Genomic DNA, 22,061 nt, shown 5'->3' with positions numbered 1-22,061 from the left:
GCACAGCCAAATTCCGAACAGGAATTCATCAGGCCGGATCGAATGACGTGACTTTCGAGAAGCCGGAGCGGAGCGGACATGTAGTCCGTGAGCACCGGAAGTCGAGAAAGGCGCGTCAGTTGACCGGCCTCATGAATTCATGTCGGAATTTTAGGCGCAGACGCGGTTGCGACCCTGCTTCTTCGCCTCATAGAGCTGGCGGTCGGCGCGGCGGTAGAAATCCTCCGCGCTCTCCTTGTGGTCCCAGACGGCGAGGCCGACGCTGGTGGTGACCTTCAGCCGCACATTGCCCGACATGATCGACATGTTGGCGACCGCCTTGCGGATGCGCTCGGCGAACCTGGCGAGCAATTCGACATCCATGTTGGGGGTGACGACGGCAAACTCCTCGCCGCCCAGCCGCGCCACCACGTCGTGATAGCGCGTCATGCCCCGCAGGCAGGTGGCGACGGCCCTCAGCACCTCGTCGCCGACGTCATGGCCATGCGTATCGTTGACCTGCTTGAAATGGTCGAGATCGAGGATCATCAGCCCGACCGGCCTGTCGATGCGGCGAAACTCGTGGAGATATTCGCGCAGCGCATCATCGAAATAGCGGCGGTTCTGCATTCCGGTGAGACTGTCGGTGAGCGCCGCCTGCTCGAGCGTCTGCGAGCGGGCACTGAGCGAAACCGTCATGGCCCTGAGCTTGCCTTCTTCCCGCACCTGGCCGCGGATCAGCGGGTAGATGAAGAAGGTGCCGAAGAACAGCGCGGTTGCCAGCAGCGCCCCGGTGACGAACAGAAGTTTGTTGAGATAGACGATTTTGTCGACGCGCGATGCGGCATCGAGGTCGGCGGCGATGTCCTGCAACTGGCCATAGGCATGGAAGGTCACCAGGCCCGCGGCCAGGATCACAAAAATAAAGACGAAAAATGCGGATTCCGCCTTATGGAAACGCATCAACTCCCCGCGCACTGTAGCCCCAAAGGTTATGGCACGGCCGACCTTACGGACCGTTAATCCGAACAACCCTGGCGAGAATTGGAGCCGGCGATTTTAAGGCGCTGATTGAAAAAGCTTTTAATCAGTCCTGAACAGCCGGTTCGTCGCCCGGCCGCAGCCTGCGCCACTCCGTGCCCAGCTGATGCCTGAACCAAGTCGACTGACGCTTGGCATATTGCCGGGTCGCGATCTTGGCGCGCTCAATGGCTTCGGGAAAATCCGATTGTCCGGCCATCGCCGCCTGCAGCTCCCGCACGCCGATCGCTTTCATCGCCGGCAGGTCCGGGTCGAGGCCGAGCGCGGTGAGTCGACGCACTTCGTCGAGAGCGCCCTTGTCGAGCATCTGGTCGAAGCGCGCCTCGATGCGCCGGACCAGTTGCTCGCGGTCCGGCTCGATGACCAGGAAGCGCGCGCTGTCGCGATCGATCAGCGGCCGGCCGCGCACCGCCTGCCATTCGAGGATCGAGCGCCCGGAGGCGTCGAGCACTTCGAGCGCCCGCACGATACGCTGGCCGTCGGTCGGCCTGAGTTGCATGGCCATAGCCGAATCCTCGTGCATCAGCAGGCGATGCAGCCTTTCGGCCCCTTGCTCCTTGAGCTCGTAGCGCCAGCGCTCGCGGACGGACGCCGGAATGTCCGGCATATCCGAGATACCTTCGGCCAGCGCACGGAAATAGAGCCCGGTGCCGCCGGCGAAAACGACCGGACGGCCAGACAGCACGCCGTCGTCGATCAGCCTTGTCACGTCGCGCAGCCAGGCGCCGGTGGAATAGGCGGTGGCGGGATGGACATGGCCGTAAAGGAAATGCGGAACGCGTGCCATTTCGGCGGCGCTCGGCCGCGCCGTCAGGACATCGAGCACCGAATAGCCCTGCATGGAATCGGTGTTGACGATGACCCCGCCATTGCGTTCGGCGAGATCGAGCGCCAGCGCCGACTTGCCGCTGGCGGTTGGCCCGGCTATCAGGGTCGCGTTCTTGATGCGGCCTTCGCCCGCCTGCCTGCCGGAATCTTCGATGCCGCTGATCGCCACTTTAGTGTCCCGTCCAGAAGCCCGCGCCGTGCCGGCCTCGCTTGCGAATATGGCCTTGCGGGCCGCCGGCGCAAGCGCCGTTCATTGGCTGGCTGAGGACGTCGCCTGCGACCTCGTTTTGCCGCAGACGCCGGATATCGGCGAAATGACCGCCAATCTGCGCGCGGCGCTGGCTTCCGAGCCGGTCGACGTCATCGTCCAACCGGCCGAAGGCAGGCGCAAGAAGATCCTGCTCGCCGATATGGATTCGACCATGATCGACCAGGAATGCATCGACGAGCTTGCCGACGAGATCGGCGTCAAGGATCATGTGGCGGCGATCACCGCGCGCTCGATGAATGGCGAGATCGCCTTCGAGCCCGCCTTGCGGGAGCGCGTCGCCTTGCTGAAAGGCCTCGACACAGCCGTGGTCGACCGCATCGTCGCCAACCGGCTGACGCTCGCCTCCGGCGGTCGCGCGCTGGTGCAAACGATGCGCGCCCATGGCGCCTGGACGGCGCTGGTCTCCGGCGGCTTCGACGTCTTCACCAGCCGCATTGCCGCCATGCTGGGCTTCCAGGAAAACCGCGCCAACCACCTGATCGAGAAAGACGGCACGTTCACCGGCATGGTGGCCGAGCCGATCCTCGGCCGCGCCGCCAAGGCCGAAGCGCTGCTCGATATCGCGAAGAGGCTCGGACTGACCACCGAGGACGCGATTTCGGTTGGGGACGGCGCCAACGACCTCGATATGATCCGTCTTGCCGGCACTGGCATCGCGCTTCACGCCAAGCCGACGGTGGCCAAGCAGGCCCGCATCCGCATCGATCACGGCGATCTGACCGCGCTGCTCTATCTCCAGGGCTATCGCCGGGATGAGTTTTCAGAATGAAGCCGATCCGCACCGAGCACCTGATCCTGCGCAACTGGGAAGAGCGCGACCGCGCGCTTTTCCACCGCATCAACTCCGACGAGCGCGTGATGGAATTCTTCCCGTTCCGCCGCGACCGTGCGACCGCCGACGCCATGATGGACGAATTCCGCGGCTGGATCGAGGAGGATGGCTACGGCTTCGCCGCCGCCGAGATAGCGGCCACCGGCGAATGCATCGGCTTCGTCGGTCTCCTGGATACGGATGATGTGCCATCGCTACCGGACGGCACGATCGAGATCGGCTGGCGGCTGTCGCCGGAATTCTGGGGCAAGGGCTATGTCACCGAAGCGGCTGAAGCCTGGCTCGCCTATGGCTTCGAAACGCTTGGCGTCGACGAAATCGTATCGTTCGCGGTCGCCGACAATCATCGTTCGGTCGCAGTCATGAAGCGACTCGGCATGCAAGCCGACGCGGGCGCCGATTTCGATCATCCGAGCGTTCCCGACAGCCATCCGCATCTCAAGCGGCATGTCCTCTACAGGCTGTCGCGCCGCGACTGGCAGGCACGAAAAAGGGCGGCTCGCTAGCCGCCCTATTCATTGAAACACCAATCGGTTACCGGACGTTCCGGACTCAATCCATCCGGATCGTTACGAAGCGCAGTTCGCCGGTCTTCGACGCCAGCATCAAGAGCGCGTTCTTGCGGCCCTGCTCCTTCAGCGCGCCGATCCGGTCCATCACGTCCTTCGGCGTGCCGACCGATTCCTGCGCGATCTCGGTGATCACCTCGCCGGGCTGGATGCCGCGCTCGGCCGCCGCCGAATTCTTGGCGACGTCGGTGATGACCACGCCGGACACATCGGCCGCGATGCCGAACTTCTGCCGTGTCTGGTCGTTGAGCTCGCCGACCGTCATGCCGAGCACCGAGGCCGTCGACACCGGAGGCGTCGCCTTGTCGCCCTTATCATGGTCGGTGTTGCCGTTCTCGCCGCTGGCCAGCTTCTCGCCGTCCTCCAGCCGTCCGAGCGTCACCTTGACGGTCTGCTCGACGCCCTTGCGCACGATGACGACGTCGACCGCCTTGCCGACCGGGCTTTCGGCGACGACACGCGGCAGGTCGCGCATTTCATGGATATCCTTGCCGTCGAACTTGATGATGACGTCGCCGGCCTGCACCGACCCGTTGTCGACCGGCCCGCCCTTGATGACGCCGGCCACCAGCGCGCCCTTGGCGGTCGCCATGCCGAGGCTTTCGGCGATGTCCGCCGTCACCGGCTGGATGCGCACGCCAAGCCAGCCGCGCCGCGTCTCGCCATATTGGCGAAGCTGGTCGACGACGCCGGCGGCAAGCTGCGAAGGGATGGAAAAACCGATGCCGATCGAGCCACCCGACGGCGAGATGATTGCCGTATTGATGCCGATGACCTCGCCCTCGGCATTGAACAGCGGGCCGCCGGAATTGCCGCGGTTGATGGCGGCGTCGGTCTGGATGAAGTCGTCATAGGGGCCGGAATTGATGTCGCGGTTGCGCGCCGAGACGATGCCGACCGTCACCGTGCCGCCCAGGCCGAACGGATTGCCGATCGCCATCACCCAGTCGCCGACGCGCATCTTGGTGGAATCGCCGAATTTCACCGCCGTCAGCTTGTGACCCTTGGGGTCGACCTTCAGCACCGCGACATCGGTCTTGGTGTCGGTGCCGACGAGCGTCGCCTTCAGCGTGACGCCGTCGGAGAAATTGACCTCGATATCGTCGGCATCGGCGATGACGTGGTTGTTGGTCACCACAATACCCTGCTCGGCGTCGACGACGAAGCCGGAGCCGAGCGACTGCACCTTCTGCCCGGCGCCGCCCTTGTCGCCGCCACGGTTCTTGAAGAAATCGTCGAAGAAGTCCTGGAACGGCGAGCCCTCGGGCAGCTGCGGCATCGGCACCGCGCCCGGCCCTTCCGTGCCTTTCACCGTCTGTGAGGTCGAGATGTTGACCACCGCGCCAAGCAGGCGCTCGGCGAGATCGGCGACCGAGGGCGGCCCGTCGGAGGCGATCGTCGGCGTGACGAAGGACGGGACGGCAACAATGCCGACCGCGAATGCGGTGGCGCCGGCGAAGACCATGCGCCGCGCCGCGCGCAACAGGGTGTCGGATATCATCGTGGCCTCCCGGTGTGTCTGAAAAGGACAGGCGTTTTCCGCAAAGACGCCCTGTTCGGTTCATGTTGGTAAGAAATACGGCACGTTTGCGGCTATGCCAGTCTTCTCAGGATAAATCGTCCGTCGCCGCGGCACCAATGAATTTCATCAGCCGCGAACCAGCCACACAATGGCGACGCCAACCGCGATTGCCGCCAATCCTCCGAACCGCAGCGCGTTCTCGGGCATCGACTGCATTTCGCTCGCCAGTTTCCGGGCAAGGCCCGGAAACCCGCCATAGACCAGGCCCTCTATCACCAGGACCAGCCCGATCGCCGCGACAAAGTCCTGCACCGCCGCTACTGGGCGGTGCTGGGTTGCGCGGCCGGTGCGGCAGACGTCGCGGGCGCGGCCGGCTGTCCGGGCTGAGGCTTGCTGCCCGGATCGCGGAAGTAGCGGAAGAACTCGGATTCGGGCGAGAGCACCATAGTCGTTCCGGTGCTGTCCAGCGCCGTGCCGTAGGCATTCATCGAGCGATAGAAATCGAAGAAGGCCGGATCGCGCTTATAGGCGTCCGCGAAGGTCGCGCTGCGCTGCGCCTCGCCTTCACCGCGCAGGATTTCCGATTCTTTCTGCGCCTCGGCGACGATCTCGACGACCTCGCGGTCGGCCCGCGCCCTGATGCGCTGCGCGGCCTCGTTGCCGCGCGCCCTCAGACGCTCGGCTTCCGCCAGGCGCTCGGCCTTCATGCGGTCATAGGTCTGCTGTGAGACCTCCGCCGTCAGGTCGGTCCGCCGGATGCGCACATCCTCGATGTCGAGGCCGAGCGAGGTCGCATCGGGGCGAAGCTGATCACGCACCTCGCGCATCATGACGCCGCGCTCCTCCGAAAGCGCGGCCTCGAAGTCGCGCAGGCCATAGACACGGCGCAGCGCCGCATCGAGACGTGTCCGCAGCCGTGCCTCGGCCAGTTCAACCTGACCGGACACCGCCGCGCGGAACGTGCGCGGATCCGAGATGCGGTAGGCGATGAAGGCGTCGACCTCGTAGAACTTACCGCCCGAGACCTGGACGCGGATGTTGTCGAGGTCGAAGCGCATCACCCGCTTCTCGACCATCTGCACGCTGTCTGCATCGAAGAAGGCGAACGGCGCCTTGAAGTAGATGCCGGGCTCGTTCTTGACGTCGATGATCTCGCCGAACCTGAGCACGATCGCCTGCTGGCCGGCATTGACCACGAACACCGCGGAGTAGAGCAGGAACAGAAGGACAGCCGCGATGACGGCGACGATGGGAAGACGGTTGGCCATCACTGGTTGCCTCCCGTCGTGACGCCGCCCAGCGGGGCCGGCGCCGGCTGCGCTTTCGGCTGCAAAGCCGGCAGCGGCAGGTAAGGCAGCACGCCCTGACCGTTCCCCTGCTCGACGACGACCTTGTTGGAGTCCTTCAGGATCTTCTCCATGGTTTCGAGGTAGAGGCGCTTGCGCGTGACGTCGGGCGCCTTGGCATATTCGTTGTAGACAGAGATGAAGCGCTGCGCCTCGCCTTCCGCCTCCTGCACGACGCGGTTCTTGTAGGCGGCGGCGTCCTCCCGGACCTGAGCCGCCTGGCCGCGCGCTTGGCCGAGCTTCTGGTTGGAATACTGGTTGGCCTGCTCGACGAACTTGTCCTCGTCCTGCTCGGCGCGCTGCACCTCGTCGAACGCGTCGGCCACCTCGCGCGGGGGCGCTGCGTCCTCGATCGAGACTGCGTTGACCTGGAGACCGGTCTTGTAGCCGTCGAGCGTGCCCTGGATGATCTCGCGCACCCCGGTTGCGATACCCTGGCGGTCGTCGCGGAAGATGTCCTGCGCCGGCCGCCGGCCGACGACTTCGCGCATGGCGCTCTCGGCGACCTGGGTCAGCATGCCGTCGGGATCTGAAACATCGAACAGATAGGCTTTGGGATCGGAGACCTGGTAGGCGACCGAGAACTGCACGTTGACGATGTTCTGGTCGCCGGAGAGCATCAGCCCGGAGCCGCTGCTCGACCCGCCGCCGATGCTGACGAGCTGCTCGGAGATCTTGGCGGTCTCGACCGTTTCGATCGGCCACCAGTGGAAATGCAGGCCCGGCTGCGAAAGCTCGGACTTCGGCTGGCCGAAGCGCAGTTCGACCGCAACCTCGTCGGGCTGCACGGTATAGATCGCCTTGAAGGCCCACAGCACGATGAGGGCCAGCGCGATCAGCCCGAGCACGGCCGGACTGGCGCCGCCGCCGCCCGGAAGCGCGCGCCGCAGCCTGTCCTGGCCGCGGCGGATGATGTCCTCAAGATCGGGGGGCGAACCCTGCGGGCCGCTTGGCCCTTTCGGTCCCTGCCCCCAGGGCCCCTGATTGCCGCCGCCGCCCCATGGGCCGCCGCCACCGCTCTTGTCGTTCCAGGGCATGAATGTCCTTTCGCTTCGGTTCCCTCAGGCCTTGCGGCGCAATCCTAGCGCATGACCACGAAAACCCATATCGGTTTTCGAAAAGGAATCATGCCCCAAAATCAAAGTATTACGGCGGCCTCTTGCGCGTCCGGTTGGACGCGCGCCGCTGCAACACCGTTCTTCTATAGGGACGCCTTGACCCGCTTTCAACGCGATGTGCCATCGTCCCCGTGCGATTTGGACGGGTAGCGACCCTTTGTCGTCGTCAACGATCGTCGCGCCGGCGCTCGTAAACCGTGTAACGCGTGGCGTGGCTGTCTTTCTCGCCGGCAGGAAAATCCTCGGCGCTGACGACTTGCCAGATACTTGGATCGATCGGCGGGAAATGCGCATCGCCATCGACGCTGGCCAGCACATGGGTCACATGCAGCCGGTCGGCAAGCGGCAAGGCCTGGGCATAGATCTCGCCGCCACCGACCACGCAGACCTCCTCAGCTCCCGCCATGCAGCGTCCGCGCACCCTGGCCAGCGCGATCGCGTCATCCAGCGAGTGGGCCACCTCGATGCCCTCGGCGCGCCAGGCCTTGTCGCGCGTCACCACGATATTGAGCCGGCCGGGCAGCGGCCGGCCGATGCCTTCATAGGTCTTGCGGCCCATGATGATCGGCTTGCCCATCGTGTCGGCCTTGAAGCGCTTGAGATCGGTGGAAAGCCGCCACGGCAGGCCGCCTTCGCGGCCGATCACGCCGTTTTCGGCGATGGCGACATAGATCGCGATATCCATCAGCCGCCGTTCCCGCCATTGTCCGACGGCTCCAGCAGGAGGATGTCGATATCGTGCTCGGGATAGAAATCCTTGGCCGTCATCTCGAATGTCGTCGGGCCGACCTTTTTTACATTGTCACCACAGAACGACACCAGATTGCTCGGGCTGCCCTTGTCGATGGTGAGCTTGAAATTGCCAATCGTCCCGGCCGCCCAGTTGCCGCCGGTGGTCAGGATATAGGCGATGCGGCTCTCGTAATATTTCGGATAACCGTCCGGATTCGCCTTGGCCGCCTTGCGCACCGCGTTCTCGAACGTCTGATCCATGCAATAGCGGGTCTTGTAGGCCGCATACTGACCCTGGAACTGGCCATCATAGAAGAAGCTGACCGAGGACGTGCCGCCGACGCTGGGCTTGTAGCGGTGCGAAACATGGACCTCCTTGTTGGCTGGGAAGGTCGAGCGCCACCAGTAGGTCGAGCGCAGCTGCCAGAACGGCGCAAAGGTGGTTTGCATGCCCGAGCCGTCATCGGCGGTATCTTCGATGATGATGCCGCGATCTTCCCAGTCCTTGGCGATATCCTTGGGCAGCTTCGCCAGCGCCGCCTTGGCGGCGCCGCCGAATGGATAGAGCGGCACGTTCTGCGCCTTGAGGTCAGCGGTGATGTCGATGCCGAGCGCCAGCGCCTTTTGCTCCAGCTGCGGCTTCGCATCGACGCCGTCGATCGTCACCTCGAAGCCGAGGAAATTATCGCTCTGAGCCTCCGGGATTGCCGGCATCTCGTTCGGATCGCCCTCGATGTCGGGCATCGGGAACGCGACTATGGAGCTGACATCCTTGTCGGTGTTGTTGCGGAAGACATAGTCGACCGTCACCTTCTCCGGCGAGATGAAAAGATCCTCGCTCTGCATGGCGACGGCGTCGCTGCGCGACAGGATCAGCCCGCCTGTGCCGAGCTCGGCGACGGAATCATTGGCGAAGGCCGGAGCGGCCGTTATTACAAGCGCTGCGGTCGTTACGGTGCGTAACATGGACCCCCTCCTCTGTGCCGCGATACCCGGATCAGCCGGATGCGCTCTTCCATCTACCCGTTTCAAGATAGCGTTTCAAAGCCCTTCGTCACCGGATACGGGTACTTCTGGACACCGCGTCGCCGATCGGGCAGGAGATCGCCATGCGCAAGCTTCTCGTCATCGGCATCGGCGCCGGCAATCCCGACCACATGACGGTCCAGGCCATCGACGGCCTGAACCGCGCCGACGCGCTGTTCATTCCCGACAAGGGAGCGAAGAAGAACGATCTTGCCGATCTGCGCCGGCAGATCTGCGACCGCTTCGTCACCAATCCGAAATCGCGCCGGGTCGAGTTCGATGTGCCGGTTCGGGCCGAACCGACATCGTCCTATCGTGTGACAGTCGACGACTGGCACGAGGCGATCGCCGAGATCTATGAGGCGCTGATCCGCGACGAGCTTGCCGAAGACGGCTGCGGCGCGTTCCTGATCTGGGGCGATCCGTCGCTCTATGACAGCGCGCTGCGCATCCTCGAGCGCGTGCGCCTGAGAGGCAATGTCGGTTTCGAGCTCGAGGTCATCCCCGGCATCACCGCGATCCAGGCGCTGGCCGCCGCCCACGCGACCGCGCTCAACCGCATCGGCGATTCGATCCTGGTGACGACCGGTCGCCGGTTAACCGAAGAAGGACTGCCAGCCAATGCCGGCTCCACCGTCGTCATGCTCGACGGCAAATGCGCCTTCAACACGCTTGCCGACAAGGACGTCCTTATCCAGTGGGGCGCCTATCTCGGCACGCCCGACGAGATCGTCATCTCCGGACGCCTGGGCGACGTCGGTGCCGAAATCGAAAGGGTTCGTGAAGACGCCAGACGAAAGAAGGGCTGGATCATGGACATTTATCTGCTGAGAAAATCAGGGGAGTAAGGGAGTAGGGGAGTAAGGCAATAGAGAGCGCACATCGCATGCGCAGGCGGCCAGGACGTCACATCCTACTCCCCTACTCCCCTACTCCCCTACTCCCTACTCCCTACTCCCTACTCCAGCATCGATCTCCGCCTGCAGAGCCTGCATATGGACGGCGGCGGCCGACGAAGCGGCGCGCTCTATGGCGCGAAACCGGCTGACGACCGCCAAACCCGCCGATGTCAATTGCGCGCCGCCGCCCTTGCGGCCGCCGGTCTGCGCCGCGACCAGCGGCTTGCCGAACACGCGGTTCATGTCCTCGACCAGATCCCAGGCATGCTTGTAGGACATCTCCATGCCGCGCGCCGCGGCCGAGATCGAGCCGAAGGCGGCGATCTGCTCGAGAAGCTCGATCTTGCCCGGGCCGATCCGGCCGTCGGGGTCGAGATTTATCCGCAGGCTCAGCGACGGCATTTCATCTCCTCGGACGTCACGGCCCCACAATAGTCCCTGCCGAAAGCAAGCGCTATTCCAAATATACATAGCGGCATGATCGGACTCCTCAAACGTCGGCTTCAGCCGGCAAGCCGCCACCCGTGTTTGCGCGATCGAAGCTCACGGTCTTGACGACCGCGAAGACCTGGCTTCCCAGCTTGAGACCAAGCGCCAGCCGCGATTGCTCGGTGATCCGCGCGACGACAGTGGCACCGCGGCAATCGATGCCGATTTCCACCTCGGGTCCCTCGCCCGGTTTCATGCTGACGATGGTTCCCGGCAGGATGTTGAGCGCGCTGAGGCCGGCGGGCCTCTCGACGGCGACCATCACGTCGCGGGCGCGGATGCGAATGCGCACCGGAGCACCCGCCGCCCGCGCCAGTTTCGGTACGCGGATCTCGCCGGCCTGCGAGGCAAGCACCGTCATGCCAAAGACCTCGTCGTGACGCAGGACTTTGGTGTCGAGCACCGCTCCGCCCTCGCCGCGCTCCTCCGCCGGCAGCAGATCCAGCCGCTGCATGATCGCCTCGGTCGGCCCCGCGGCCGCGACCTTGCCTTGCGAAAGCACCACGACGTCGCTCGCGAGCCGCGCCACCTCGGCGACGGAATGGCTGACATAGACGATCGGGATCTTCGTCTCGTCGCGTAGCCGTTCGATATAGGGCAGGATCTCGGCCTTGCGCGCTTCGTCGAGCGATGCGAGCGGCTCGTCCATCAGAAGCAGTTTCGGGCTGGCAAGCAGCGCGCGGCCGATCGCGACACGCTGCTTTTCGCCGCCCGACAGTTTCGCCGGCCGACGGTCGAGCAGGTGACCGATGCCGAGCAGGTCGACCACCGCATCCATCTTGGCGTAGCGTTCGGACGCCGGCGTGAACCAGCGACCGTAGCGCAGATTGCCGGCGACGCTCATATGCGGGAACAGCCGCGCATCCTGGAACACCATGCCGATGCGCCGCTTGTGCATGGGCACGAAGATGCGCGCGGCGGTGTCGACCAGCACATTGCCATCGACCGAGATAAGCCCCTTGTCCGGACGGATCAGGCCGGCGATCAGGTTGATCAGCGTCGACTTGCCCGAGCCGGAGGGCCCGAACAGCGCCGTCAGCCGGCCGGCGCTCTCGAAACGGGCTTCCACGGCGAAATCGCCGAGGCGATGGCTGATGTCGACCGAGAGCGTCATTCGATGTCCATCCGCCGGCCGACGCGCCGCGCCAGCACTTCCGAGGCGATGAGCGCGACCATCGAGATGACGATCGAGATCAGCGTCAGCCTGAGCGCGCCTTCATCGCCACCCGGCACCTGTGTGAAGGTGTAGATCGCCGAGGGCAGCGTCTGCGTTTCGTTAGGGATGTTGGAGACGAAGGTAATGGTGGCGCCGAATTCGCCCATCGCCTTGGCGAAGGAAAGGATCGCGCCGGCGATCAGGCCGGGCAGGATCAGCGGCAGCGTGATGGTGGCGAACACCCAGAGCGGATTGGCGCCAAGCGTGCCGGCCGCCGCTTCGATTCTGCGGTCGACAGCCTCGATCGAAAGCCGGATGGCCCGCACCATCAGCGGAAAGCCCATGACCCCGCAGGCCAGTGCCGCGCCTGTCCAGCGGAACGAGAAGATGATGCCGAAATGCTCGGCAAGGAAGGCGCCGGCCGGGCCGCGCCGGCCGAAGGTGAGCAAGAGCAGATAGCCGGTCACCACCGGCGGCAGGATCAGAGGCAGATGCACCAGCCCGTTGAGCAGCGTCTTGCCCCAGAAACGCCCCCGCGCGAGCAGGAGCGCGATCAGGATGCCCGGCGGCAGGCTGGCGATCATCGCCACCGTCGCCACCCTGATCGACAGCCGCACCGCATTCCATTCGTCGGGAGTGAGGTCCAGCAGCCAGTTCATGATTGTGTTTGCGCGGCCTTTCTCAGTTGCTCGGTGCGAGCACCGTGAAACCCTGCTCCTTGAACAGGTCGGCGGCCTTGGCCGACTCGACGCATTTCAGGAAGGCCGCCGCATCCTTGTCCTTCGAATCGGCGGTCTGGGCAATCGGGTAGATGATCGGCGGATGCGAATCTTCCGGGAAGGTGCCGACGACCTTGACGCCCTTTTCGGCATGCGCGTCGGTGGCGTAGACGATGCCCAGAGCCGCCTCGCCCGTCGACACCAGCTTGAGAGCTGCACGCACATTCTCGGCCTGCGCGATCTTGCCCTCGACGGACGACCAGACGCCCAGCGATTCCAACGCCGCCTTGCCGTATTTGCCGGCCGGCACGGCCTTGAGATCGCCCATGGCAAGCCTGCCGTCGCCGATCAGCTTGGCGAGGTCGAAGCCCTTCTCGACCTTGGTCTCGACCGCGGAATCCTTCGGTGCCACCAGCACGAGCTGGTTGCCGAGCAGCTTCACTTCGGTATCAGGCTTGGTCAGCTTCTTGTCCGAGAGATATTTCATCCAGTCGAGGTCGGCCGAGACGAAGATGTCGGCCGGCGCGCCGCCTTCGATCTGCTTGGCCAGAGCCGAGCTCGCCGCGTAGGAAATGGTCGCTGCTTCGCCGACTTCCGGCTCGCAGGCCTTGTTGACCGCGTCGAGCGCTTCCTTGAGGCTGGCCGCGGCAAACACGACGACCTTGTCGTCGGCATGGGCCGCCGGCACCGCCGTCATCAGCATTGCCGCCAGACCGCCAATGGCGATCGTCTTCAACCCGAAACCCTTGCCCGTCATGAAGTCTCTCCCTGGTTTCAAATCCGTGCCGCCAAAGGCCTTGGACCGATATATCCGTATGAACATAACAAGGGAAGGCTTTTCACCTGTCGCGGCATTATGCGCCGGCGCGATCTCAGCCTACGGTGAATGCAAAACGGAAGGGCGAAGCTCAAGGAGAGACGCATGAAGATCAGCGCCTGCAACACCTCAAGGGTAAGGTGACCGAGATCGGCAACGGAAGCCACCGCTTCGCATGTCAGATCGACATCGGCGGCGACGCGTTAGTCACCGTGTCAATCACCAAGCGGTCGCCGACCTCGCGCTCGAGAAGGGCAAGCAGGGGGTTATGCGGTGATCAAGGCCTCGGACGTCATGGTCGGCATCGACTAGGCCGAAAACTGGCTCATACCGCGATAGGCGCCTTGATATTCGCGTCCGCGAAATAGTTCTCGAGGCGGAAATCCTCGAAGCGGAAGGCGAAGAGGTCCTTCACTTCCGGATTGATCCACATCGTCGGCAAGGCCTTGGGCGTGCGCCGCAGTTGCTCCCGCGCCTGCTCGAAATGGTTCGAATAAAGATGCGCATCGCCCAGCGTGTGAACGAAGTCGCCGGGCTTCAGCCCGGTGACCTGCGCCACCATGAGGGTGAGCAAGGCATAGGAGGCGATGTTGAACGGCACGCCGAGGAAAATATCGCCCGAGCGCTGGTAAAGCTGGCACGAGAGCCGGCCTTCCGAAACATAGAACTGGAACAGGCAGTGGCAGGGCGGCAGCGCCATCGCCTCGACTTCGGCCGGGTTCCAGGCCGATACGATCAGCCGGCGCGAGTTGGGATTCCGGCGTATCTCCTTCAAAAGGCCCGCAATCTGGTCGATCTCGCCGCCACGCCCGTCCGGCCATGAGCGCCATTGCTTGCCATAGACCGGTCCGAGATCGCCGTTCTCGTCGGCCCATTCGTCCCAGATGGTGACCCCATGATCGTTGAGATATTTGATGTTGGTGTCGCCGGCCAGAAACCACAAAAGCTCGTGGATGATCGACTTCAGATGCAGCTTCTTGGTGGTCGTAACCGGAAAGCCGCGCGAAAGGTCGAAGCGCATCTGGTAGCCGAACACCGAGCGCGTGCCTGTCCCGGTACGGTCGCCACGGTCGGCACCGGTCTCCAGCACATGCTTCAACAGGTCGAGATATTGGCGCATCGGCTCCGCCTCGATTCGGATGACAGGCAATCATACCCGACCGACAGCCGGTCGAACACCGCAAAGCGGGCGGCAAATGCGGATCGCGCCAAAAGCCCACGGAGCCGGCACTGTTTCGTGCCGGCCACCGGAATGGCTATGCCCTACAGCGAGCCGAGTTTGCCGAGATCCTTGGCAACCAGATAATAGAAGGTCACGCGGCTCTTGGTGTTGTCGGCCTGCATCGCCTTGCAGGTCTTCTCGATCGAGGCATTCGCCTTTGCGGCATCGGCGATGCCGAGCTTCTTGCCGATCCAGTTCTCCCGCACGCGATCGAGTTCCTTCGGGTCGGTGCAGGACACCAGCGAGGAATCGCGGTTCCTGAGCGCAATGCCCAGATGCTTGACGATCTTATCGACCGCGTCGGCGCTGGCGCCGGCATCATATTTCTTCACATCCGCAAGATAGTCGGCCATCAAACTTCCCCTCGTCGGCGCCACTGATCCGATCGATGAGGGTTGTGGCGCGCCGCAACCTGTGCGCCAGGTCAGAGACTCCTCACCGGGAGCGAGATTTGATTGAGTGGGCGCGCAAGTCAACCCTTGGCTGCCGTTTGGCACAACCGGTTAAGCGCCGGTTTTGGCCTTTATTTTTCCCTCGCCGCTCCCTATATACGGTTCGTCGGCTTGACCGACTATGGCGATAAACAGGCGATGAAATAAGCCGTTCGGACCCGGGGGCGGTACCCGGCGCCTCCACCAAAAACCGCTCTGGCTGACGGAGCGGCTTTTGCTGGGGGCGAAATAGGATCGACGAAGGTGTAAAGATCGTACTTTTGCCCGGCATTGTACCACCGTTATCGGGCTAGACTTATAGTTGCCAACGACAACTATGCGGAAGCTCGTCTCGCTGCTTAATGCGGCGCGAACGCTTCAAATCAAGCCCTAGGGGTTCGCACTTCTAGGCGGGGTTCGGAGGTACCTGGCAACAGAAACCTCCACCTTCCCCCTCCTTGCTTCTCCCCAATCAACCGAACGGCCAAGGCTCGTCCGGCGCCTGATGCGCGGGCTTGCCGCCCATCATCCATGGACAGGCGATGCAAGACGATACCGATCGATTTTTCGTGCTGACCGGCGGCCCCGGCTCCGGCAAGACCACGCTGATCGAGGCGCTGCGGGCCCAAGGCTTCGCGACCGCGCCCGAAGCCGGGCGCGGCATCATCCGCGATCAGATGGCCATCGGCGGCCCTACCCTTCCCTGGCGGGAGCGCGCGTTCTTTGCCGAGCTGATGCTGTCTTGGGAGCTGCGCTCCTGGCACGCCGCGCATACCGAACCCGGCCGGGTGTTCTTCGACCGCGGCGCGCCCGACACGATCGGCTATCTCAGGCTCTGCGGCCTGCCGGTGCCGGACCACATCACGAGCGCGGCTGGAAAATTCCGCTACGCGCGCCGCGTCTTCGTCGCCCCGCCATGGCCGGAGATTTTCACGCAGGACGAGGAGCGCCGGCAAACGCTCGAGGAAGCCGAGCGCACATTCCGTTCGTTGACGGGCGTGTATGCGGAGCTCGGCTACGATCTGATGCCGTTGCCCCTTGCTGCGGTCGATGAACGGGTGCGCTTCGTCCTCGATCAAACAGCTTCGCCAGGAACATGAAAAAGGCCGGGATCGACCCGGCCTTTCTATCTTCTCAACAGCTGTCCTACTCCGCCGGCGCTTCGACCGCTTCGCGCGCGCGGCCGAGCGTCAGCTTGGCCAGAGTGAAGGAGATCACGGCGCACAGCGCGATGCCGGCCACCATCGGCAGCGGCGTGCCGTCGAAGAAGATACCGGCGACGCCCATCGCCAGCGCGCCGATGGCGAAGTGCAGCGTGCCCATCAGCGCCGAGGCCGTGCCGGCGATCTCGCCATGCTCTTCCATCGCCAGCACCGAGGTGGTGGGGATGACGAGGCCGAGGAAACCGTAGCCGACAAAAAGCAGCGCGGCCATCACGTCGAGTCGGTCGACGCCGGAGGCCATGATCGCGAACAGCGCCACCATCACCGTGGCATAGCCGGTGACCGCCACCCAGACGACGCGCTTCAACCCGAAGCGGTCGGCCAGCAACCCGGTCAGCTGCGACATGCCGATGAACGCGACCGCGTTGATCGAGAAGAAGACGCTGTAGACCGACGGCGACAGGCCGTAATGGTCGATCAGGATGAAGGACGAGCTCGACAGATAGACGAAGAAGCTCGCAATGCCGAAGCCCGCAATCGCCACGAGGCCGAGGAAGTTGCGGTCGCCCATCAGGTAGCGGTAGCCGGCAAGCGCCGTGCCGAAGGATGAGCCGGCGCGCTCTTCGACTGGCCGCGTCTCCTTGAGGGAGGTGGCAAGCAGGATAGTGGCCAAAGCGGCCGCGCCCGTCACCGTCCAGAACACGGCGCGCCAGCCGAAGCTCTCGATGATCTGGCTGCCGGTCAGCGGCGCCAGGATCGGCGACACCGAGAAGACCAGCATCAGAAGCGACATCAGCTTGGCGGCCTCGTTGCCTGTGTGCAGGTCGCGCACGATGGCGCGCGGCACCGCCATGCCGGCGCTGGCGCCGAGACCTTGCAGAAAGCGGAAGGCGATCAGCCACTCGATGGTCGGCGCCATCGCCGAGCCGACGCCGCCGACCATGAACAGCGCCAGGCCGGCGTAAAGCGGCGCCTTGCGGCCGACCATGTCGGAGATCGGGCCGACGACGATCTGCCCAAAACCCATCGACAGGAAGAAGATCAGAAGGCTCATCTGTACGGCGGCGGTGCCGGCATGCAGGTCCTGGCCGATCGAAGGCAGCGCGGGAAGATACATATCGATCGCAAATGGGCCGATCGCGGACAACAAGCCGAGCACGACCGCAATGCGGAGGAATTTGGGACTCATGATAAGGCTCTTTCGGATCTGGTTGCGGCCGCAAAATGCCGGCGTCTGAACCCAGGACGTTCCATCCCGCGGAAATCCTACGTCCAAGGGCGAATTTCTTCGCCCTTTCCGTGCGGGCTTCCTTTATTGTGTCCACAAATTTAGACAGGCTTGTCCAATTCGTCAATCACCGCTATATAGATTTTTCATGAAGCACGGCGTTTCTCCTGACACTTTCCCGCCACGCAGCCACGAGGCCAAGCGCGTGTCGGTGGTCGACGCCGCCGCTTCCGTTTTCTGCCGCGAAGGCTATGCCGGCGCCAATATCGACCTGATCGCGGCCGAGGCCGGCGTTTCACGGCAGACCGTCTACAACCACCATGGCGACAAGGAAAAGCTGTTCGTCGCGGTCGTACGCGACCTGACGGAGCGCTGCAATGCCGGCATCTTCGCCACCATCGCCAGCTTTCCCGATCAGCCCACGGACCTGGAAGCCGACCTGATCGCCTTCGCCGTGCGCATGAATCGCAACTGCATCTGCAACCGCGACGGCCGTTTCCTGCGCAAGCTGATCCAGGCCGAAGGCGAGCGTTATCCGGAACTGTTTGCCGAATGGCGCGAGCAAGGCCCGGGCCGTACCTGGTCGGCGCTTGCCGCGCGCTTTGCCCGGCTTGCCTTCGCCGGCCACCTGTCGATCGGCGACCCCGACGTCGCGGCGCGTCAGTTCTTCGCCCTCGTCAACGCCGAGCTTCAGATCACTTTCATGCTGGGCGGCGTGCCCACCGAGGAAGAGGTGCTGCGCTCGGCCACGAACGGCGTGCGGACCTTTCTCGGCGCCTTCGCCAGAAGGAAATCGCCAGCCGCCAAGCAGGCTGCGCTCGCTCACGCCTGAGCCATCAAATCGCCGGCACCCCTCTTGGCCTCACGGCTTTGCGCCTATATGCGGTTTACGCCGCGCTCAAGCTTGATTACAGCTATGCGGACGATTCAACGGAACCCGACCATCAGATGGCCGACGACCACATCCGCTATGACATTCTGGCCCAGGAGGCTCTGCGCGGTGTCATGCGCAAGGTCCTGGCCGAGGTCGCGCGCACCGGCCTCCCGGGAAATCATCATTTCTTCATCACCTTCCTGACCGGCGCGCCGGGCGTGCGCATTTCGTCCAGGCTGCGCGAGCGCTATCCGGAGCAGATGACCATCGTCATCCAGTTCCAGTACTGGGACCTCAAGGTGACGGATGCCGGCTTCGAGGTCGGGCTTTCCTTCTCCGACGTGCCGGAAAAGCTCGAAATCCCCTTCTCCGCCGTGCGCGGCTTCTACGATCCGTCGGTCAATTTCGAGCTCGAATTCGACGTCAAGACGGAAAGCGCCGAAGACGAGGCCGCGGCTCCGGCCCCCGAACCGGTCGCCGTCGTTCCCGAGAAGAAGGCGGAAAACAAGAAGAAGGCCGCCGAGGCCGAAAAGAAGCAGGCGGTCGCCGAGACCGGCGCCAAGGGCGCCGACGTCGTTTCGCTCGACGCCTTCCGCAAGAAGTAGCCCGGCGCCATGGGCGAGGTCATCAATCTCCGCCAGGCCCGCAAGCAGAAAGCGCGCACCGAGAAGGAACGCCGGGCCGGCGAGAACCGGGCGCTGTACGGCCGCTCGAAGCCAGAGCGCGAGCGTGACCGGCTGACGTCGGAGAAGGCCGAGAAATTCGTGGCCGGCCATCGCCGGGAAAAACCCGACGACCCTGGCAAGCGCTGAGTCCTGCAATGGCCGCGGTCGAAAAACGTTCGGTAACGATCCGCGGTCACCGCACCAGCTTTTCCCTGGAGCAGCCTTTCTATGAAGACCTCATCGCCATCGCCGCGCAGCGTTCGCTGTCGCTCGCGGCTCTGGTCGCCGAGATCGACGAGACGCGCACGCGGGACGCCAACCTGTCATCAGCGCTGAGGCTCTATGTGTTGGCCTGGGCAAAACGCGGCGGTGCCGCGACCTAGGCCGCGCTATCGCTGACGTTTTGTTGCGCCTTGCGCTTCGCGCCGAAGCTCAGCAATGCAGTGCGGTCGCGCTCCTCCGCCTGCTTTTTCGACCTTACCCGCATCATGTCTTTCCAGCCGATATAGCCGACGAGCCGTTCATCCTCGCGTGAGACGACCGGCAGATGCGAGACATTGGCGGTGAGCAGCTTGTCGGAAAGCGCCTCCAGATATTCGTCCGGATAGGCCAGTGTGATCTTGCTGCCGGCCAGCAGCTCCCTCAGCGTCGCCTTGCGGTGCTTGCCGTTACGGCGCCAGCGCAGGATCGCCGGCGGATCGATGACGCCGAGCACATGCCCCGCCTCATCGATCACCGGGAAGCTCGGATGCCGCGTGTCCGGCGCGGTCAGGAAGGTCGCCGCGCCATGCAATGTCATCGTCGCCGGCACGCTCTCGACCTTGGTCGTCATCACTTCCTTGACCCTGGTCAAGGCGAATGGATCGACGCGGTATTCGCGCACGAGATGGTGTCCGCGCCGCGCCACTTTCTCGGTCAGGATCGAGCGCTTCATCAACAGCACGGTGACCGCATGCGCGGTGGCGCAAGCCGCGATCAGCGGCACCAGCACATGCGTGTTGCCGGTGAGCTCGGTGGCGAAGAAGGTCGCGGTCAGCGGCGCGCGCATGGTGCCGCCCATCGTCGCCGCCATCGCCAGCAGCGGCCAGAAGCCGGGGCTTGCCTCGGGCAGGATACCCGAGAGCACCGCTCCCATCGCGCCGCCCATGATGAGCAGCGGCGCCAGCACGCCGCCCGAGGTTCCCGAACCCAGCGCCACCGACCAGATGACGGCCTTCACCACCAGAAGCAGCAGCGCGGCAGTGGCGACCGTGCGGCCGTCGAGCATGTTGGCGATGTTGTCATAGCCGACGCCGAGCGCGTGCGGCTCGATCAAGCCGCCGATACCGACCACCAGGCCGCCGATCATCGGCCACCACATCCAGTGGATCGGCAGCTTCAGGAAGGCGTCCTCGCAGGCATAGACCAATTGCGTCAGCAGCCCCGAAAGCAGCCCGGCGGCGATGCCGACCAGCACCCAGCCGCCCAGCCCGGCGATCGATGCCTCCATGGTTCCGGAGAACGGGAAGATCGGGCCCGGCAGGTGCAGCAGGGTGCGCTCGACTTCCGCGACGATCGCAGCGACGGCGACCGGGATGAAGCTGCGCGGCGTCCATTCGAACAGGAGCAGCTCGACGGCGAGCATGATGGCGGCGATCGGCGTGCCGAACACCGTCGTCATGCCGGCCGCGGCACCCGCCACCAGCAGCGTCTTGCGCTCATTGTCGCTGACCGGAAGCATTTGCGCGATCAGCGAGCCGATGGCGCCCCCGGTCATGATGATCGGGCCTTCGGCGCCGAACGGTCCGCCCGAGCCGATCGAAATCGCCGACGACAGCGGCTTCAGCACCGCGACCTTGGCATCGAGCCGCGAGCGTCCGAGCAGGATCGCCTCGATGGCCTCGGGAATGCCGTGGCCGCGGATTTTCTCGCTGCCGAAGCGCGCCATCAGTCCGATGATCAGCGCGCCGATCACCGGCACGAGCACCGCGGCAAGCCCAAGCGGCGTATCCTCGAGCTTGAGGTCGGCCAGCGAGAACTGACCGAAATAGGCGATGTTGGTGGCAAGACGGATGAGCTGCAGGAGCACGATGCCGGCGAAGAGCCCGGCGGTCGCCACCACCACGGCAATGGCCGCGATGAGCAGCACGCGCGGATCGGTCGTGAAGTCGCGAAGATGGCCGTTGCCGGCGTGAGCGGATTTCATTTTGGGAGCCTGAACTTTCTGACGGCACGTAGACCGCCGGTTTCAGGTGGCCTCATATCGTAACACGATATAAATCTGCAAGGCTGTTTTCAATCGCTGCGCCGCGTCATTTTGGACGGGGATCGCGGCGGCCGGTTGAGCTTTTGCACGAAAAGACCATAAGTCGGGAAATGACGCCGCCGAAACAACGTCCCGCCATCAGCCAGGCCGACTACCAGCGGCTGTCGCAGTTCCGTTATCTGATCCGCCGCTTTCTCGAATTCAGCCAGGTCCAGGCCAACGAGGCGGGCCTCACGCCGCGCCAGCACCAGGCGCTGCTGGCGATCAAGGGATTTCCAGGCGGCGGACCGGTGGCGGTGGGCGATCTCGCCGAGCGGCTGCGCATCCGCCATCACAGCGCGGTGGAACTGGTGAACCGCCTTGCCGAGGCAGGACTGGTCATCCGCGATCAGGACAAGAGCGATCATCGCCGCGTCTTGCTGCAGCTCACCCCTTTGGCCGACGATCGCCTGGCCGAACTGTCGGCCGCGCATCTCGACGAGCTGTCGCGCATCGAGCCAATGCTGCGGCGTCTGCTTTCGCGCCAGGAAGAATCTTAGGCGTGATAATATTCAACCGGTGCCCTGACATAGGGTGCAAGATTTTCCATTCATTTCCGTGAAATCTGCGCAAACGCAGGGGATTGTCGAAGCTGCCCCAACCTCGTCATTCTATGGCGGAGCAAGGAGCGAAGCGACGCGGCGCAGACCATAGAAATCCTGTGTGTTGGTTCTGGTGTATGGTTGAAGTGGGAAGGAGACCGAATGAATCCTGGTCGTCCTCTCGGACAGGCCGTGGCATGGCTCGGTCCCTTCCCACCGGTGAACCATCAACCTGAACAGTTGCACGGGGCTGTTCCAAGCAGACCCCGCACCACAGGAAGAGGCGTGGACATGATAATGCAGAACTA

The 22,061-nt window shown here is 64.1% G+C and carries 25 protein-coding genes and 1 other RNA gene; 10 read left to right on the top strand and 16 right to left on the bottom strand.

The genetic code is table 11. The annotated features are described in order from the left end of the window. Positions 1 to 150: 150 nt before the first annotated feature. Entirely contained in the window at positions 151 to 942 is a 792-nt protein-coding gene (locus CK219_RS00130; RefSeq protein WP_095764780.1) for a GGDEF domain-containing protein, read from the bottom strand. A 124-nt stretch (positions 943 to 1,066) separates the two neighbouring features. After that, on the bottom strand, positions 1,067 to 2,011 hold the full coding sequence (miaA, locus tag CK219_RS00125; RefSeq protein ID WP_095765530.1) for a tRNA (adenosine(37)-N6)-dimethylallyltransferase MiaA: 945 nt from the start codon (positions 2,009 to 2,011) through the stop codon (positions 1,067 to 1,069). On the opposite strand from miaA, the gene serB reads away from it, so the two are divergent. Both serB and CK219_RS00115 read left to right on the top strand, forming a co-directional pair. Then, positions 2,001 to 2,888: a phosphoserine phosphatase SerB gene (gene serB, locus CK219_RS00120; RefSeq protein ID WP_095765529.1), complete on the top strand. Its 888-nt coding sequence runs from the start codon at positions 2,001 to 2,003 to the stop codon at positions 2,886 to 2,888. The two genes, miaA and serB, sit on opposite strands and share 11 nt — an antisense overlap. Next, on the top strand, positions 2,885 to 3,457 hold the full coding sequence (locus tag CK219_RS00115) for a GNAT family N-acetyltransferase (RefSeq protein ID WP_095764779.1): 573 nt from the start codon (positions 2,885 to 2,887) through the stop codon (positions 3,455 to 3,457). Before serB ends, CK219_RS00115 begins: the two co-directional genes overlap by 4 nt. A 46-nt stretch (positions 3,458 to 3,503) precedes the next feature. Here the strand turns inward: CK219_RS00115 and CK219_RS00110 are convergent, their stop codons facing one another. The 6 genes from CK219_RS00110 to CK219_RS00085 form a co-directional block, all read right to left on the bottom strand. Then, positions 3,504 to 5,021 carry a DegQ family serine endoprotease gene (locus tag CK219_RS00110; RefSeq protein ID WP_095764778.1) on the bottom strand — a complete coding sequence of 506 codons (1,518 nt, stop codon included), beginning with the start codon at positions 5,019 to 5,021 and terminating at the stop codon, positions 3,504 to 3,506. Positions 5,022 to 5,168: 147 nt separating this feature from the next. Continuing rightward, positions 5,169 to 5,354, bottom strand: coding sequence for a DUF2065 domain-containing protein (locus CK219_RS00105; RefSeq protein ID WP_095764777.1), 186 nt, complete (start codon positions 5,352 to 5,354; stop codon positions 5,169 to 5,171). A 5-nt stretch (positions 5,355 to 5,359) separates the two neighbouring features. Next, positions 5,360 to 6,310, bottom strand: a complete 951-nt coding sequence (locus tag CK219_RS00100; protein ID WP_095764776.1) for a protease modulator HflC — start codon at positions 6,308 to 6,310, stop codon at positions 5,360 to 5,362. Further along, positions 6,310 to 7,425 (bottom strand): FtsH protease activity modulator HflK, encoded by a 1,116-nt coding sequence (hflK, locus tag CK219_RS00095; protein WP_095764775.1) that lies wholly within the window; start codon positions 7,423 to 7,425, stop codon positions 6,310 to 6,312. The genes CK219_RS00100 and hflK overlap by 1 nt, the downstream gene beginning before the upstream one ends. A gap of 247 nt (positions 7,426 to 7,672) precedes the next feature. Continuing rightward, positions 7,673 to 8,191 (bottom strand): dihydrofolate reductase, encoded by a 519-nt coding sequence (locus tag CK219_RS00090; protein WP_095764774.1) that lies wholly within the window; start codon positions 8,189 to 8,191, stop codon positions 7,673 to 7,675. Next, positions 8,191 to 9,204, bottom strand: a complete 1,014-nt coding sequence (locus tag CK219_RS00085) for a DUF4424 domain-containing protein (RefSeq protein ID WP_095764773.1) — start codon at positions 9,202 to 9,204, stop codon at positions 8,191 to 8,193. Before CK219_RS00085 ends, CK219_RS00090 begins: the two co-directional genes overlap by 1 nt. A 143-nt stretch (positions 9,205 to 9,347) precedes the next feature. On the opposite strand from CK219_RS00085, the gene cobF reads away from it, so the two are divergent. Next, positions 9,348 to 10,112, top strand: coding sequence for a precorrin-6A synthase (deacetylating) (gene cobF, locus CK219_RS00080; RefSeq protein WP_095764772.1), 765 nt, complete (start codon positions 9,348 to 9,350; stop codon positions 10,110 to 10,112). Positions 10,113 to 10,208: 96 nt separating this feature from the next. Here the strand turns inward: cobF and CK219_RS00075 are convergent, their stop codons facing one another. The 6 genes from CK219_RS00075 to CK219_RS00050 form a co-directional block, all read right to left on the bottom strand. Continuing rightward, positions 10,209 to 10,565 (bottom strand): winged helix-turn-helix domain-containing protein, encoded by a 357-nt coding sequence (locus tag CK219_RS00075; RefSeq protein WP_095764771.1) that lies wholly within the window; start codon positions 10,563 to 10,565, stop codon positions 10,209 to 10,211. An 88-nt stretch (positions 10,566 to 10,653) separates the two neighbouring features. Further along, positions 10,654 to 11,766, bottom strand: a complete 1,113-nt coding sequence (modC, locus tag CK219_RS00070; protein WP_095764770.1) for a molybdenum ABC transporter ATP-binding protein — start codon at positions 11,764 to 11,766, stop codon at positions 10,654 to 10,656. Further along, entirely contained in the window at positions 11,763 to 12,467 is a 705-nt protein-coding gene (gene modB, locus CK219_RS00065) for a molybdate ABC transporter permease subunit (RefSeq protein ID WP_095764769.1), read from the bottom strand. The genes modC and modB overlap by 4 nt, the downstream gene beginning before the upstream one ends. A 22-nt stretch (positions 12,468 to 12,489) precedes the next feature. Next, a complete protein-coding gene (modA, locus tag CK219_RS00060; protein WP_095764768.1) occupies positions 12,490 to 13,284 on the bottom strand; it encodes a molybdate ABC transporter substrate-binding protein in 795 nt (264 codons plus the stop codon). Positions 13,285 to 13,669: 385 nt separating this feature from the next. Then, positions 13,670 to 14,464 carry a thymidylate synthase gene (locus CK219_RS00055; RefSeq protein ID WP_095764767.1) on the bottom strand — a complete coding sequence of 265 codons (795 nt, stop codon included), beginning with the start codon at positions 14,462 to 14,464 and terminating at the stop codon, positions 13,670 to 13,672. A 143-nt stretch (positions 14,465 to 14,607) separates the two neighbouring features. After that, complete coding sequence (locus tag CK219_RS00050; protein WP_042644091.1) at positions 14,608 to 14,919, bottom strand: DUF2853 family protein; 312 nt, start codon at positions 14,917 to 14,919, stop codon at positions 14,608 to 14,610. 165 nt (positions 14,920 to 15,084) lie between these two features. On the opposite strand from CK219_RS00050, the gene ssrA reads away from it, so the two are divergent. Together ssrA and CK219_RS00040 are read left to right on the top strand one after the other, a co-directional pair. After that, positions 15,085 to 15,445, top strand: a transfer-messenger RNA (tmRNA) gene (gene ssrA, locus CK219_RS00045). 94 nt (positions 15,446 to 15,539) lie between these two features. Beyond that, entirely contained in the window at positions 15,540 to 16,097 is a 558-nt protein-coding gene (locus tag CK219_RS00040) for an AAA family ATPase (RefSeq protein WP_095764766.1), read from the top strand. A gap of 46 nt (positions 16,098 to 16,143) precedes the next feature. Here CK219_RS00040 and CK219_RS00035 read toward each other — a convergent pair whose 3' ends face one another. Further along, positions 16,144 to 17,349, bottom strand: a complete 1,206-nt coding sequence (locus tag CK219_RS00035; RefSeq protein WP_095764765.1) for a multidrug effflux MFS transporter — start codon at positions 17,347 to 17,349, stop codon at positions 16,144 to 16,146. A gap of 187 nt (positions 17,350 to 17,536) precedes the next feature. Between CK219_RS00035 and CK219_RS00030 the strand changes: the two genes are divergently transcribed. From CK219_RS00030 to CK219_RS00015, 4 genes are all read left to right on the top strand, one after another. After that, the gene (locus tag CK219_RS00030) at positions 17,537 to 18,220 is read left to right on the top strand and encodes a TetR/AcrR family transcriptional regulator (RefSeq protein WP_095764764.1); all 684 of its coding nucleotides are present in this window, start codon (positions 17,537 to 17,539) and stop codon (positions 18,218 to 18,220) included. A gap of 116 nt (positions 18,221 to 18,336) precedes the next feature. Further along, the gene (locus CK219_RS00025; RefSeq protein ID WP_095765528.1) at positions 18,337 to 18,867 is read left to right on the top strand and encodes an SspB family protein; all 531 of its coding nucleotides are present in this window, start codon (positions 18,337 to 18,339) and stop codon (positions 18,865 to 18,867) included. 9 nt (positions 18,868 to 18,876) lie between these two features. Then, a complete protein-coding gene (locus tag CK219_RS00020; RefSeq protein WP_095764763.1) occupies positions 18,877 to 19,074 on the top strand; it encodes a DUF4169 family protein in 198 nt (65 codons plus the stop codon). Positions 19,075 to 19,082: 8 nt separating this feature from the next. After that, positions 19,083 to 19,310 (top strand): ribbon-helix-helix domain-containing protein, encoded by a 228-nt coding sequence (locus CK219_RS00015; protein WP_095764762.1) that lies wholly within the window; start codon positions 19,083 to 19,085, stop codon positions 19,308 to 19,310. On the opposite strand, the gene CK219_RS00010 is transcribed toward CK219_RS00015, so the two are convergent. Continuing rightward, positions 19,307 to 21,112: a chloride channel protein gene (locus tag CK219_RS00010; RefSeq protein WP_095764761.1), complete on the bottom strand. Its 1,806-nt coding sequence runs from the start codon at positions 21,110 to 21,112 to the stop codon at positions 19,307 to 19,309. The two genes, CK219_RS00015 and CK219_RS00010, sit on opposite strands and share 4 nt — an antisense overlap. A gap of 170 nt (positions 21,113 to 21,282) precedes the next feature. Between CK219_RS00010 and CK219_RS00005 the strand changes: the two genes are divergently transcribed. Beyond that, on the top strand, positions 21,283 to 21,711 hold the full coding sequence (locus CK219_RS00005; protein ID WP_095764760.1) for a helix-turn-helix domain-containing protein: 429 nt from the start codon (positions 21,283 to 21,285) through the stop codon (positions 21,709 to 21,711). Positions 21,712 to 22,061 lie beyond the last annotated feature (350 nt).

The organism is Mesorhizobium sp. WSM4313 (assembly GCF_002294725.1).
Classification (GTDB): Bacteria; Pseudomonadota; Alphaproteobacteria; order Rhizobiales; family Rhizobiaceae; genus Mesorhizobium.
Note: the sequence above shows the minus strand (reverse complement) of the source record. Positions and strands in the feature narration are given on the sequence as shown.